This is a genomic window from Inquilinus ginsengisoli, assembly GCF_031453975.1.
Classification (GTDB): Bacteria; Pseudomonadota; Alphaproteobacteria; order DSM-16000; family Inquilinaceae; genus Inquilinus; species Inquilinus ginsengisoli_A.
In genome coordinates, this window is record NZ_JAVDPW010000015.1 from 142,497 (window position 1) to 155,928 (window position 13,432).

Below are 13,432 nucleotides of genomic sequence, written 5' to 3' on the forward strand. Positions count from 1 at the left end.
TGGGTTCGCGCTTGCGAACCTAACACTCGCTCTGGCTTCGGCATGTTGGGTTCGCCCCGGGGCGAACCCAACCTACGCATCGTCAGGCGGCCGGCACGTCGTCGCGGACCAAATCCTCGACCGTGTCCGGCCGCCGGATCCAGGCGACGTCGCCGGCGCGGCGCAGCATCACCGCCCCGGCCCGGCGCCGGCCGCAATAGGGGAACATCTGCTCCAGCGCATAGGCGCCGACATCCAGCAGCGCGACGATGTCGCCCGGCGCGGTGGCGGCGGCCAGGCCGCGGTGCCGGGGCAGCCGGACCACCGCGGCCTCCAGCCCGTCATCGTCGGGCCGCGACTGTCGGAGCGCGTCGTAGAGATGCTCGCCCTCGACATCGAAGAAGCAGTCGGCGGAATCGCACAGCGGGCCGACCACGCGGAATGGCGCCTCGGCCTGGCCGACCCGGTTGGCGGTGACCATGTGGAAGTACCAGCGCACCGCCGCGGAATCGATCAGGGTGTGGTAGCCGGCATCCAGGAACAGCCAGGGCTGCGCGCCGCGGTGCTTGATGTTCTCGACCGTGGTCAGCAGCACCGCCGCATCGCCGACGATGGCGCGGCCGGGCTCGAACAGCAGCTCGACATCCGGCCCCAGTTCCTGCGCCGCCTCGGCCGCCACCCGCCCGACCATCGCCGCCGCATCCTCGGCCGCGTCGAACGCCCCCAGTCCCGCGGCGTCGCCATGGACGTAGCGCACCGGATAGCCGCCGCCGAGATTGACATGGCGCAACGGCCGCCCCAGCCAGGCGCCGATCTCCCGCGCCTGCCGGGCCATGAACCGGGTGCCGTCGCGGAAGGCGCCCGCGTCGGCGACCTGCGAGCCGATATGGCAATGCAGGCCGATGACCTCGACCGCGTCGGCGAACTCCGCGGCGATCGCTCGTGCTTCTGGCAGGTCCTCCGGCATCATGCCGAACTTGCTGTCGCTGCCGCCGGTGCGGATGCCGGGCGTGGCGCCGCCCTCGACCCCCGGCACCAGGCGCAGCGCCACCTCGGCCCGCCGGCCCATCGCCCGCGCCGTCTCGCCGATCCGCCGCAGCTCGAACGGGGAATCGACATTGATCGCCTTGATCCCCCGGCCGATCGCCTCGCCGATCTCCGCCACGGTCTTGGCCACGCCGTTGAACACGATGCGGTCCGGCACCACGCCGGCGGCCAGCGCTTTGTACAGCTCGCCGCCGGAATTGACCTCGACGCCCAGCCCTTCGTCGCGCACCGCTGCCAGCACCGCCAGGTTCGAGCAGGCCTTGCTGGCGTAGCAGACCAGGGCGCGGGGATGGCCCGCCTCCGCCGCCTGCCGGAACCGCCGGGCGTTGCCGCGCAGCCGCGCCTCGGAGAAGACGAAGAGCGGCGTGCCATGCGCCCGGGCCAGGGCGACCAGGTCGTGGCCGTCCAGCGTCAGGTGCCCGGCCGCCGCGCCGACGCGCGGCGACACCAACTGAGAGTCGATCATGATGCGGCCCGGGTCACAGGGCCATGTCGCGGTCCAGCGGATAGATCGGCCGCGGCACGTTGTGATAGGGCATCTTCTCGTAGTCCAGGGTGCACAGGGCGCCGCTGTCGCAGACGATGACCTTGCCGGCGATCGGCTCGAACGCCGCCCGGAAATGCTGCATCGACTTCAGCCCGACCACGCGGTGCGCCGCAGGGTCGATGCCGAAGGCGCGGAACTGCTGCAGGTCCAGCATCTGCGACGGTTCGCTGACCACCAGCACGGTGATGCCGTCGACCTGGACCACCGCGGTCGGGCCGAAGCTGAATTCGAGGCCGCCCAGCATCGGGCCATCGCCGACCAGCTTGCCGTCGCTGGTCCACAGCAGCGTCGCCGCCACCGCCAGCGGGCCGCCGCCGAAGCGCGGGTCGGTCTTGCCGCCCAGGCGCAGCTGCAGCGTTTCGCCGGCCTTGGCCCGGTGCAACTGCTGCACCGTCTCGGGGTCGACGATCGGGCCGAAGCAGGCCTTGTCAATGCCGGCCTGCAGCAGGGCGCCCAGCAGGGTGGTGGCGTCGCCATAGCCGCCGGCGCCGGGGTTGTCGGCGTAGTCGGCGACGATCAGCGGCTTGTCGTCATGCCAGCCGCGGGCGATCGCCGCCGCCTTGGCCACCGTGTGATAGGTGTTCAGCACGTCGAAGCGGGCGTCCCAGATCTTGTCGGCGATGCCTTCGGCGAAGGCGCGGTGCGGCGCCTCATCCCCCTGATAGGTCACCAGCACGGTCGGCCCGACCTCGGGGATGTCGGCGTTGGGGAAGGCGCCGTTGATGCTGACGGCGAAGGCGTCGCCCTGGCCTTCATAGGCCCGGGCCTCGGCGATCCAGCCGACCATCGGCCCGACATCGGTGCGGCCGGCATTGATCTCCTCCAGCATCGGCCGGCGGACCAGCAGGGTCTTCGGCCGGATCTCGCCGGCCATGGTCCGCTGCAGCACCTCGCCGGCATGTCGCGCGATCTCGCGCATGTCGATGTGGGGATAGGTCTTGTAGGAGATGATGATGTCGGCGTGCCGGCACATCTTCGCCGTGACATTGGCGTGCGGATCCAGGGTGATCGCGATCGGCAGGCCGGGGCCGATGACGTCGCGCAGCCGTTCCAGCAGCTCGCCCTCGCCGTCCGGCGAGAAGTCGGTGACCATGGCGCCGTGCAGGGCCAGCAGGATCCCGTCCAGCGCCCCCTTCGCCTCGGCCGCCGCGCGCACGATGGCGCCGCCCAGCCGGTCGAAGGCATCGCGGGTCACGGGGCCGGCCGGCTCGGCCGCGGCGCTCAGCACATGCCGCAGGGTCCAGCCATGCTGGCGGGCAACGTCGCGGAAGCCGGCGATGCCGGTGTTGGCGTCGCCCAGGGCGCGGATGGCGTCCTCGCCGAAATACAACTCGCGCCGGGCGAAGGCGTCGTAGTCGGTCGGGTGGACGTTGAAGGTGTTGGTCTCATGCGCGAATTCGGCGGTCAGGACGCGGAAGGTCATGGTTGCTCCCTTCAGATCAGGGGGTGATGGCAGGCCGCCTGCTGTCCGCTGGCGGTGTCGCCGGAGACAGGGGCCAGCGCGGGCAGGGTGTGACGGCACAGATCGGTGGCGCGGGGGCAGCGGGCGGCGAAGGCGCAGCCCGGCGGCGGGTCCCAGCCGCTCGGGATCTCGCCCGACAGCCGGGTGATGTGTCGGCGGCGGCGCGGATCGGGCTCGAAGGTGCTGTCCAGCAGCGCCCGGGTGTAGGGATGCGCCGGCTCCGCCCCGCTCGGCAGCATCTCGACGATGCGGCCGAGATACATCACCAGGATCCGGTCGCAGAAATAGCGGACCAGGCCGAGGTCGTGCGAGATGAACAGATAGGTCAGCCCCAGCTCGCGCCGCAGCCGGTCCAACAGGCCGATGATCTGGGCCTGCACCGACACGTCCAGCGACGCGGTCGGTTCGTCCAGCACCACCAGCGACGGCCGCAGCGCCAGGGCGCGGGCGATGCCCACCCGCTGCTTCTGCCCGCCGGACAGCTGGTGCGGATAGGCGCGGGCCAGGGCCGGGCTCAGCCCCACCATCTCCAGCAGGCCGGCGACGGTGGCGTCACCCTCCGCCGGCGGGAGGCGCTGGACGCGGAACGGCTCCAGCAGCGCGTCGCGCACGGAATAGCGCGGGTCGATCGACGAATACGGGTCCTGGAACACCAGCTGCATCCGGCGCCGCAGCCGCCGCAGCTCGCCCCGCTTCAGGCCGCGGATGTCCTGGCCATCGAAGCGGATGCTGCCCTCGCTTGGCGGGATCAGCCGCAGCACCAGCCGCGCCAGGGTGGACTTGCCGCAGCCGGATTCGCCGACGATGCCGACCACGCCGCCGTGCGGCACCGAGAACGAGACGTCGCTGACGGCATGGAACACGCGGCGCCGGCGGAACAGCCCGCCGCCGGCGAAGCGCCGGCCCAGGCCGGTGACGGTCAGGAGTGCGCTCATGCCGCCTCCGCCAGGTGGCAGGCCGCGCCGTGGCCGTCGAGCGCGCCGCCCAGCAGCGGCATGTCTTCGCGGCAGCGGTCGGAGGCGCGGGGGCAGCGCGGGTGGAAGCGGCAGCCGGGCGGGTGGTCGGCGGCGCCGGGCACGATGCCGGGAATGCCGCTCAGGGTTCCGCGCGGCGTGTCCTGGCGCGGGATGCAGCGGATCAGCGCCTGGGTGTAGGGGTGCCGGGGCTGGCTGAAGATGTCGTCGACCGGAGCGCGCTCGACCACCCGGCCGCAATACATCACCGCCACCCGGTCGCAGGTCTGGGCCACCACGCCCATGTCATGGGTGATCAGCACCAGGGCCAGGCCGCGGTCGCGCACCAGCTCGACCAGGATCTGCACGATCTGGGCCTGCACCGTGACATCCAGCGCGGTGGTCGGTTCGTCCGCCACCAGCAGCTCGGGGTCGCCGGCCAGGGCCATGGCGATGACGATGCGCTGCTTCATGCCGCCCGACAGCTGGTGCGGGTACAGCGCGTACACCGCCGCCGGGTCGGGGATGCGCAGATCGGCCAGAAGTTCCAGGCTGCGGGCGCGGGCGGCGCGCCGGTCCAGCCCGAGATGCAGCCGGGCCGACTGGTCGATCTGCGGCCCGACCCGCATCATCGGGTCCAGCGAGGTCATCGGGTTCTGGGTGATCAGCGCCATGCGGCCGCCGCGCAGCCGGCGCAGCCGCCGCTCCGGCAGGCCCACCAGCTCCTGCCCGTCGAAGCGGATATGCCCGGCCTCGATGCGGCCGCCGATCCGGGGCAGCAGCCCCATCACCGCCAGCGCGGTCAGCGACTTGCCGGACCCGGACTCGCCGACCACGCCCAGGATCTGGCCGCGGTCGACGCCGAAGCCGACATCGTCCACCGGGGCCAGGGTGCCGATGCCGATGCGCAAGCCCTCCACGGTCAGCAGCATCTCAGGCCTCCCGCAGCCGGGTGCGGATGTCCAGCGCCGCGATCAGGGCGTCGCCAAACAGGTTGAGGAACACCACAGTCAGGGCCACGGCCAGGCCGGGCAGCAGGATCACCCAGGGCGCGATGAACAGCTGGGCCGACCCGGCGGACATCATCGCGCCCCAGCTCGGCGTCGGCGGCTGGGCGCCGAGGCCGAAGAAGCCCAGCGTCGCCTCCAGGATGATGGCGTCGCCGGTGGCCAGCATCGCCGCCACCAGCACCGGCGCCAGGGCGTTGGGCAGCAGATGGGCGAACAGCACATGGGCGTGGCCGGCGCCGAGATTGACCGTGGCCTCGACATAGGTCTCGCTTTTCAGCGACAGCACCTGGGTCCGGGTCAGCCGGGTGAACTGGGCGAGGTAGGCGATGGCGATGGCCAGCAGCACGCCCTGCAGCCCTGGCCCGATGATCGCCACCAGGATCAGGGCGATCAGGATCTCCGGGAACGACCAGGTCAGGTCGACCGCCACCATCACCGCGCGGTCGAAGGCGCCGCCGAAATAGCCGCAGGCGGCGCCCAGCACCAGGCCCAGCAGCACCGAGACGCCGATCGCGGTGACGCTGACCGACAGCGAGGTGCGGGCGCCATTCAGGATGCGCGACAGCACGTCCCGGCCCAGCTCGTCGGTGCCCAGCAGGTGTTCGGCTGAGGGCGGTTGGTTGACGATCGACAGCTCCTGCTGGTCGTAGGGATAGGGCGCCAGCCAGGGGGCGAACACGGCGCCGGCCACCAGCAGCATCAGGTACAGCCCGGCGATGCCGCCCTTGACGGTCGACAGGGCGGAGAGGAGGGCAGGGCGCCGGGTCATGACGGCCGCCCCTCGCGTTGGCGCGGATCCATCGCCGCCTGGACGATGTCGCCGAGGAGCGTGCCCAGGATCACCGCCATCGCCAGCATCAGCAGGCAGCCCTGCACCAGGGGATAGTCGCGCTGGTTCAGGGCGCGGATCAGCAGCGACCCCAGGCCGGGCCGGGCGAAGACGTATTCGATGGCGACCGCGCCGCCCAGGATCCAGCCGATGCGCAGCCCCAGCACCGTCACCACCGGCAGCATGGCGTGGCGCAGCACATGGCGCAGCTGGATGGTCCAGGGCGGCACGCCCTTGGCGTGCAGCAGCAGCACGAAATCCTGGCGCGACGCCTCGATCATCGCCACCCGGGTCACCCGCGCCACCAGGGCGATGCCGCCGGCGCCGGCGGCGATCACCGGCAGGATCAGCGAGCTCCAGCCGCGGGCGCCGGACACCGGCACCCAGCCCAGCGACACGGCGAAGACCAGGATCAGCAGCAGCCCCAGCCAGAAGCCGGGGACGGTGGACCCCAGCAGGATAAGGCCGGTGACGCCGTCGTCCAGCCAGCTGCGGTGGAAGCTGGCCGCCAGCGCCCCGGCGGCCACGCCGACCAGGGTCGAGAAGGCCAGCGCCAGCCCGCCCAGGGCCAGGCTGTAGGGCAGGTTCTGGCCGATCAGCTCCGCGACCGGCCGGCGCTGGATGATGGCGGTGCCCAGGTCGCCGGTCAGCAGCCGCCCCATCCACACCAGGTACTGCTCGGCCAGGCTGCGGTCGAGGCCGTACTTTGCCTCGATCTGGGCCCGCTGCGCCGGGGTCGACCCGACCCGCATCAGGTTGTCGATCGGGTCGCCCGGGACCAGGTGGATGATCAGGAACACCACCAGCGACACCACCAGGAAGACCGGCACCATCAGCACCAGCCGCCGCAGCACGAAGGCGATCATGTCGGTCTCCCCGTCCGCGCGGCGCTACTCGGCGACCTTGAGGTCGACGATGGTCTGCTGGCTCAGCTGCGGGCCGCGGATCACGCCGGGCACCTGCAGCCGCGCCTTGTTGAAGGCGACGTTCTGGGCCGGCTCGTAGATCGGGGCGAACACGAACTGGCTCAGCAGGTACTCGTGGTACTTGCGGAAATTGGCCTCCCGCTCCGCCCCGGTGCGGGACTGGTGCATGGCGACCTCGTTCAGCTCCTCCGACTTCGGGTCGTTCCACATCGCCACATTCGGGTAGAACAGGCGCTTGCCGCTGAAGCACCAGTCCAGGATGTCGGCGTTGTTCCAGCCATAGGTGGCGATCACCAGCTGGTGCTCGCCCTTCTTGTACTGGTCGCGGATGGTGCTGGTGTCGAAGACGGTGATCGCGGCGTCCATGCCGATGGCCTTCAGCTGGGCCTGGACGATCTCGGCGATGCGCTTGTATTCGGTCTCCGCCCGGGTCCACAGCTTGACCGACAGGGGCTTGCCGTCCTTGACCCGGATGCCGTCGTCGCCGCGCACCCAGCCGGCCTCGTCGAGGATCTGGTTGGCCTTGGCCGCGTCGTAGCGGATCTCGACCTTGGGATCGACCTTGGATTCCGGCAGCGACGCGATCAGGAACTGGTGCGCCTCGGTGCCGATGCCGTTGTAGACGGTCTTCAGGATCGCGGCCTGGTCGATGGCCAGCGCCGTGGCCTGCCGCACCCGGATGTCGGTGAAGGGCTCGGCCTGGGTGTTGATTGGCATGTAGGTGGTGCCGAAGCCCGGCTGGGTGCGGAAGTCGATGTCCGGTTCGGATTTCAGCTGCGACAGGTAGTCGGTCGGCAGGTCCAGCAGCATGTCGACGCCGCCGGTCTTCAGCTCCAGGAAGGCGGTCGACTGGTCCGGGATCTCGCGCAGCGTCAGCCGCCCGATATGCGGTGGGCCCTGGTTCTCCGAGAGGTCGCTGCCCCAGGCGTAGTCGTCGTTGCGGACCAGCACGGTTTCCTGGCCGACGGTGAAGCTCTCCAGCTTGTAGGGGCCGGTGCCCACCGCCTCGGTCACGCCATAGCTGTCGCCGGCCGCGTCGAACGCCTTCGGGCTGGGGATGCTCATGAAGGTGCTGGCCAGGTTGTAGATCAGGTTCGGCTCCGGCCGCTTCATCACGAAGCGCACGGTGTAGTCGTCCACCGCCTCGACATGGTCGATGGCGTCGATCATGAATTCGTTCTCGGTGCCTTTGTATTTCGGGATCCACCACACGATGGTCTGGGCGTTGAACGGCTCGCCATCGGTGAACTTGACGCCCTGGCGCAGCTTGAAGGTCCATGCCATGCCGTCCGAGGTGCTTTCCCAGGACGTGGCGAGGTGGGGGTGGAAGGACTGGTCGGCGTCCTGCTCGACCAGCCGGTCATAGATCAGCGCCGCCCCGGTGTTCAGGATCGCGCCGCGGATGGGGTCGTAGTTCGGCACCCCGGCCTCGGCGCTGCTCAGCACGATCACCGCATCCTGTGCCGCCGCCGGCCGCAGCGGCAGCATCGCCGCGAGAGCAAGGCCCAGCACTCCGGCCAGGCGGACTCCGCCTGTCGTCAGTCCCGTCATCTCTGCCTCCGTGTTTTGGTCTTTTGTCGTGGCCGGCCGCGTCAGCGGTCGGGAATGCGGCCGACATGGCCGATGAAGTCGTTGTAAAGCTCGGCCATCCGGTTCAGCCGTTCCTCCACCTCGGGCCCGAGCTCGGCGAAGATGCCGTTCAGCAGCAGCTGGATCAGCGACACCATCGGTGCCGTCGAATCCCAGAACAGGTTGATCTCGGTCGGCACTGCGAACACCTCGGTGGCGCAGTCATGCCCCCAGTCGCAGAACTGGTCGGTGACCAGCGTGACCGGCATGCCCGCATCCCGCGCCCGGCGCGCCAGCAGCGGCGCCTGCTGCGAATAGCGGCGGGCGTCGAACAGCACCAGCGCGGCCCCTTCGGCGTCGGTCAGCAGCACCTCGGCGAAGTTGCCGGAGGACAGGTCGACCAGATGCACCCCGTCGCGCAGGTAACGCAGCTGATGCACCATGATCGCGGCGATGCCGCGTTCGGTCTGGAAGCCGGCGACGAAGATCCGCGGCACGGTCGCCAGCCGCTGCACCACCGTCTTCCATTGCGGTGTCTGGGCCAGCTCGTAGACCCGGACGATGGCGGCGATCTCCAGATCCAGGCTGCGCGCCAGGTCGCCGCCGCCGGTCCGGCTGCGGGCCTGGAACTCGCGCAGCCGGTCGCCGATCAGCCAGGGGCTGTCGCCGATGTCGGATTTCAGGTCGGCCTTCAGGTCCTTGAAGTGCTGGTAGCCGACCGAGCGGCAGAAGCGGCCGACGGTCAGCTCGCTGACACCCACCTTGCGGGCGATGGTGGCCGAGGTCTCGAACGGCAGCTCGCTCAGATTGGCCAGCATGTAGGTGGCGATCGCGCGCCCCGCGGCCGTCCCGTCCTCCAGGCTTTCGGTCAGTCTCTGGCGCACCGATCCGGTCACTGAACCCCCCTGTTTGAGAAAGACTGTCAGCTTTCTGATTTATACGCAACAGATGTCATGTTTCTGATATAAAAAAGGCACGCCATCTCTGCCAGGGAATAGCACGAGGGTGATGCGCCAGATGGTCGGCCTCTCGGCCGTGGCCGGAGCGGAGCCGGCCTGACCCTGGTCAGGATCCTCGCCGCGCTGTTCCAGCAGCTCATGGCGAGGCCCGGCCCAAAGGCCAGGCGATGGAGGGTGAAGATCGTGCCGTCGGTCGCGACGGCCCCGGCCAAAAAAGACCGAGAATCAATCATCTTGTGTTTCGCCCGGCGGGTCTTAGCCCATAAAGTCGCGGGGCCGTCCTGCCGCTGCGGGAGGGGATGGCGCCGGCAAGGCCAATCGAGATGAACCGTTGAGCGATATCGCGGCGACGCGGACCGGGCCGACCGATCCCGGAACCGGCCGGCTGATGGAATGCCATGAATGCGGGCTGCGGCACGACGTGCCGGCGCTGCCGGACGGCACCGCCGCGCGCTGCAGCCGCTGCGGCGCCACCCTGCACAAGTTCCGCGCCACCTCGCTCGACCACGCCTTCGCCTACACCTGCGCCGGGCTGGTGTTCTTCCTGATGGCGAATCTCCTGCCCTTCATCTCGCTGGAGATCTCGGGCCGGATCCAGGCGGCCAGCCTGGTCACCGGCGTCGTCACCCTGTACCGGCAGGGATTGTGGGAGCTGGCGGCGGTGGTGGCGCTGACCATGTTCGTCGCCCCCGGGCTGCGGCTGGGCACGCTGGCCCTGGTGCTGGGCGGCTTGCGCCTGAAGCGGCCGCCGCGCTGGCTGCCGCGCCTCTATCGCTGGGCCGAACTGCTTGGCCCCTGGGCGATGATGGAGGTTTACCTGCTGGGCGTCTTCGTCGCCTATGTGAAGCTGATCGACCTCGCCACGGTCGACATCGGCCCCGGCCTCTATTCGGTCGGGGCGCTGATGCTGGCGATCATCGCCGCCGGCACCTCGCTCGACAACCAGACGGTGTGGCGGGTGTTCGAACGGCGCGGGCTGGTGCCGACGCCGCCGGCGGCCGACCCGGCCCGGCCGGCGCGGCTGTGCCATGCCTGCGGCCTGGTCTCGAACGTGACGCCGGGCGCCCATGCCGGTTGTCCGCGCTGCGGCGCCGCGCTGCACCGCCGCAAGCCCGACAGCCTGACCCGGACCTGGGCGCTGGTCATCACCGCCATCATCCTCTACATCCCCGCCAACATCCTGCCCGTCATGACGGTGATCTCGCTCGGCAGCGGGGCGCCCGACACGATCATGAGCGGGGTGATCGAACTGGCCGATTCCGGGATGTGGCCGCTGGCGGCGCTGGTGTTCTTCGCCTCGATCACCGTGCCGGTGCTGAAGCTGGCCGGGCTGATCACCCTCCTGGTCACCACCCGGCGCGGCACAAGGCGGCGGCTGCAGGACCGCACGGTGCTGTACCGCATCGTCGAGGCGGTGGGGCGCTGGTCGATGATCGACATCTTCATGATCTCGATCCTGGTCGCGCTGGTGCAGCTGGGGCAGATCGCGACGATCGAGCCCGGCATCGGGGCCGTGTCCTTCGCCGCCGTGGTGATCATCACCATGATCGCGGCCATGAGTTTCGATCCGCGCCTGATGTGGGACGCGGCGGGAGAGAACAGTGCCGACCATGACTGAGACCAGCGGCCTCCCGCCGGCCGCCCCCCGCATCGACCGCAAGCGCCGGCTGTCGCCGATCTGGCTGATCCCGATCGTGGCGGTGCTGATCGCCGGCTATCTCGGCTGGATCACCTTCTCCAGCCAGGGGCCGACCATCACCATCAGCTTCCAGGCCGCGGACGGGCTTGAGGCGGGCAAGACCCTGATCAAGCACAAGGAGGTGGTGTTCGGCACGGTCAAGACCATCGCCCTGTCGGAGGATCTGAGCCATGTCGAGGTCACCGCCGAGATGACCCAGGCGGCGGCGCCCCACCTGAACCAGGACACCCGGTTCTGGGTGGTGCGGCCGCGGCTGTCGGCCAGCGGCGGGCTGACCGGCTTCTCCACCATCGTCTCCGGCTCCTATATCGAGCTCGACCCCGGCAAGGGCGAAAGCCGCCGCAGCTTCACCGGGCTGGAGGATCCGCCGGTGGTGCGGGCCGACGTGCCGGGCACCGAATTCCTGCTGAAGGCCGACCGCATCGGCTCGGTCGGCCCCGGCTCGCCGATCTTCTACCGCGACGTCCAGGTCGGCCAGGTCATGGGCTTCGACGCCGACAACCTGGCCAATGGCGTCACCATTCACGCCTTCGTCCGCGCGCCCTTCGACAGCCAGGTCCGGGCCAAGACCAATTTCTGGAACGCGTCCGGCATCTCGATCGGCGCCGGGGCGCAGGGGCTGAAGATCCAGCTGGAATCGCTGACCGCGGTGCTGGCCGGGGGCATCGCCTTCGACACGCCCGATGTCGGTAGCGCCGGCGAGCAGGCCAAGGCCGGAACCACCTTCACCCTGTACAAGGACCAGGCCAGCGTCGAGGAGGCGGAATACACCGTCCGGCTGCCCTATCTCCTGTATTTCGACGGCTCGGTCGGCGGGCTGGAGCCGGGGGCCAATGTCGAATGGCGCGGCATCAAGGTCGGGCGGGTGTCCGAGGTCCGGCTGCAATACGACGCCGCCCAGAACCGGATGCGGATCCCGGTGCTGGTCGAGCTGGAGCCGCAGCGGATCGAGATGGTCGGGGCCAAGCCCGGCCTCGGGCCGAAGGAATACACCGATCAGGTGAAGGCCCTGGTGGGCCGCGGCCTGCGGGCGCAGCTGAAGAACGGCAACCTGCTGACCGGCCAGCTGATCGTCACGCTGGACATCTTCCCCGACACCTACCAGCAGACCGTCGGCGAGGGCGACCGCTATCCGATCCTGCCGACCGTCCAGGGCCAGTTCGACAGCGTCATGCGCTCGGCCAGCGCCATCCTCGACAAGATCTCGGCGCTGCCGATCGACCAGCTGGTCGACCAGACCAACGCCACGCTGAAGACCCTCCAGTCCCTGGCGGCCTCGCCGGAGATCACGGAGTCGCTGCGCTCGCTGGCCGGGGCCCTGTCCTCGACCCAGCAGCTGCTGGGCCAGGCCAACACCAATCTCGGCCCGACGCTGCAGCAGCTGCCGCCGCTGCTGGCCGCGGCGCAGCAGGCGGTGCGGCGGCTCGGCGGCACGCTGGGGTCGGACGGCTACGGCGCCGATTCCGGCTTCAAGCGCGACCTCACCCGGCTGATGGGCCAGGTCGAGGACACGCTGCGCTCGATCCGCGTCCTCACCGACTATCTCGAGCAGCACCCCGAGGCGCTGATCCGGGGCAAGACCGAAGGGTTGAACTGATGCGCGCTCTGCCGCTATCCCACCGCGCCTTCGCCGCCTGCCTGCTGGCGGCGGTGGCGGCCTGTTCCTCGACGCCGCCCAAGGTCTACACCCTGGCGGCCGCGCCGGGCGTCTCGGCCCCGGGGCGGCCGGTGACGGCGTCGGTGGCGGCGGTCGAGGTGCCGAAATACCTCGACCGGCCGCAGATCGTCACCCGCTCGGGCGCGGTCGAGCTCGGCGTCGCCGAATTCGAGCGCTGGGGCGAGCCCTTGGCCAACATGGTGCAGCGGGTGCTGGCCGACGACCTGACCCGGCGGCTGCCGGCGGGATCGGTCATCACCACCAGCCGCACCCTGTCGGGCGACGAGGACCTGACGGTCGAGCTGGCGCTCAGCCGCTTCGACCCGGAGGCCGACGGCACCATCGTGCTCGAGGCGCAATGGCGCCTGCGCCACAAGGCGCGCGGCAAGCCGGTGACCGAGACCGCCCGCATCACCCGCCGCCCGGCGGACCAGACCACCGCGGCCGAGGTCCAGGCGATGAGCGACGCCCTCGGCGAACTCGCCGACCGCATCGCCGGCAAGCTGCGGTAGCGGGGCGGTCCGGCGCCAGCGCCCGTTTCGTCACCAGCAGGCGCTCCTGAGGGGGAGGGGGCTCCTCCGCCGAGCCGCAGACAGCCCTTTGCGTCGCCTCTCCACCCCAACACCGTCATTGCGAGCGCAGCGAAGCAATCCATCGGGCCGCTCGGACCGGCACCATGGATGGATTCGTCGGCTTCGCTTCCTCGCAATTGTCTGTTGGAAAGAGGGTAGAAAGGATCATTCCGCGAGAGCGGGATGCCCCGGTCCGGGTGGCCACCCGGACCGGGGCGCGGAA

11 protein-coding genes are annotated in these 13,432 nt (G+C 70.2%); 3 read left to right on the forward strand and 8 right to left on the reverse strand.

All coding sequences use genetic code 11. The features are described 5' to 3' along the window. Positions 1-82: 82 nt before the first annotated feature. The 8 genes from lysA to E9232_RS32830 are packed head-to-tail and all read right to left on the reverse strand — an operon-like array spanning position 83 to position 9,206. Entirely contained in the window at positions 83-1,492 is a 1,410-nt protein-coding gene (gene lysA, locus E9232_RS32795; RefSeq protein WP_309801473.1) for a diaminopimelate decarboxylase, read from the reverse strand. A gap of 13 nt (positions 1,493-1,505) precedes the next feature. Beyond that, positions 1,506-2,996 carry a M81 family metallopeptidase gene (locus E9232_RS32800; protein ID WP_309801474.1) on the reverse strand — a complete coding sequence of 497 codons (1,491 nt, stop codon included), beginning with the start codon at positions 2,994-2,996 and terminating at the stop codon, positions 1,506-1,508. 11 nt (positions 2,997-3,007) lie between these two features. After that, positions 3,008-3,970: an ABC transporter ATP-binding protein gene (locus tag E9232_RS32805; protein ID WP_309801475.1), complete on the reverse strand. Its 963-nt coding sequence runs from the start codon at positions 3,968-3,970 to the stop codon at positions 3,008-3,010. Then, positions 3,967-4,920, reverse strand: coding sequence for an ABC transporter ATP-binding protein (locus E9232_RS32810; protein ID WP_309801476.1), 954 nt, complete (start codon positions 4,918-4,920; stop codon positions 3,967-3,969). The genes E9232_RS32805 and E9232_RS32810 overlap by 4 nt, the downstream gene beginning before the upstream one ends. Before the next feature lies 1 nt (position 4,921). Then, positions 4,922-5,767 carry an ABC transporter permease gene (locus tag E9232_RS32815; protein ID WP_309801477.1) on the reverse strand — a complete coding sequence of 282 codons (846 nt, stop codon included), beginning with the start codon at positions 5,765-5,767 and terminating at the stop codon, positions 4,922-4,924. Continuing rightward, on the reverse strand, positions 5,764-6,693 hold the full coding sequence (locus E9232_RS32820) for an ABC transporter permease (protein ID WP_309801478.1): 930 nt from the start codon (positions 6,691-6,693) through the stop codon (positions 5,764-5,766). The genes E9232_RS32815 and E9232_RS32820 overlap by 4 nt, the downstream gene beginning before the upstream one ends. 24 nt (positions 6,694-6,717) lie before the next feature. Beyond that, positions 6,718-8,304, reverse strand: a complete 1,587-nt coding sequence (locus E9232_RS32825; RefSeq protein WP_309801479.1) for an ABC transporter substrate-binding protein — start codon at positions 8,302-8,304, stop codon at positions 6,718-6,720. A gap of 41 nt (positions 8,305-8,345) precedes the next feature. Next, entirely contained in the window at positions 8,346-9,206 is an 861-nt protein-coding gene (locus E9232_RS32830) for a MurR/RpiR family transcriptional regulator (RefSeq protein WP_309801480.1), read from the reverse strand. 406 nt (positions 9,207-9,612) lie between these two features. Here E9232_RS32830 and E9232_RS32835 point away from each other — a divergent pair, with 406 nt between their 5' ends. Genes E9232_RS32835 through E9232_RS32845 form a run of 3 tightly spaced genes read left to right on the forward strand, consistent with a single transcriptional unit; the run spans position 9,613 to position 13,149 of the window. Then, positions 9,613-10,899 (forward strand): paraquat-inducible protein A, encoded by a 1,287-nt coding sequence (locus tag E9232_RS32835; RefSeq protein ID WP_309801481.1) that lies wholly within the window; start codon positions 9,613-9,615, stop codon positions 10,897-10,899. Further along, positions 10,892-12,577 carry a PqiB family protein gene (locus tag E9232_RS32840; protein WP_309801482.1) on the forward strand — a complete coding sequence of 562 codons (1,686 nt, stop codon included), beginning with the start codon at positions 10,892-10,894 and terminating at the stop codon, positions 12,575-12,577. Before E9232_RS32835 ends, E9232_RS32840 begins: the two co-directional genes overlap by 8 nt. Next, positions 12,577-13,149, forward strand: coding sequence for a PqiC family protein (locus E9232_RS32845; protein ID WP_309801483.1), 573 nt, complete (start codon positions 12,577-12,579; stop codon positions 13,147-13,149). The genes E9232_RS32840 and E9232_RS32845 overlap by 1 nt, the downstream gene beginning before the upstream one ends. The last annotated feature ends 283 nt before the right edge of the window (positions 13,150-13,432 follow it).

What these genes read in the sequence shown, in the direction of transcription:
- E9232_RS32845 (WP_309801483.1), top strand. Translation starts at nt 12,577, where the DNA reads ATGCGCGCTCTGCCGCTATCCCACCGCGCCTTCGCCGCCTGCCTGCTG.
- E9232_RS32840 (WP_309801482.1), top strand. Translation starts at nt 10,892, where the DNA reads ATGACTGAGACCAGCGGCCTCCCGCCGGCCGCCCCCCGCATCGACCGC.
- lysA (WP_309801473.1), bottom strand. Translation starts at nt 1,492, where the DNA reads ATGATCGACTCTCAGTTGGTGTCGCCGCGCGTCGGCGCGGCGGCCGGG.
- E9232_RS32800 (WP_309801474.1), bottom strand. Translation starts at nt 2,996, where the DNA reads ATGACCTTCCGCGTCCTGACCGCCGAATTCGCGCATGAGACCAACACC.
- E9232_RS32820 (WP_309801478.1), bottom strand. Translation starts at nt 6,693, where the DNA reads ATGATCGCCTTCGTGCTGCGGCGGCTGGTGCTGATGGTGCCGGTCTTC.
- E9232_RS32805 (WP_309801475.1), bottom strand. Translation starts at nt 3,970, where the DNA reads ATGAGCGCACTCCTGACCGTCACCGGCCTGGGCCGGCGCTTCGCCGGC.
- E9232_RS32815 (WP_309801477.1), bottom strand. Translation starts at nt 5,767, where the DNA reads ATGACCCGGCGCCCTGCCCTCCTCTCCGCCCTGTCGACCGTCAAGGGC.
- E9232_RS32825 (WP_309801479.1), bottom strand. Translation starts at nt 8,304, where the DNA reads ATGACGGGACTGACGACAGGCGGAGTCCGCCTGGCCGGAGTGCTGGGC.
- E9232_RS32810 (WP_309801476.1), bottom strand. Translation starts at nt 4,920, where the DNA reads ATGCTGCTGACCGTGGAGGGCTTGCGCATCGGCATCGGCACCCTGGCC.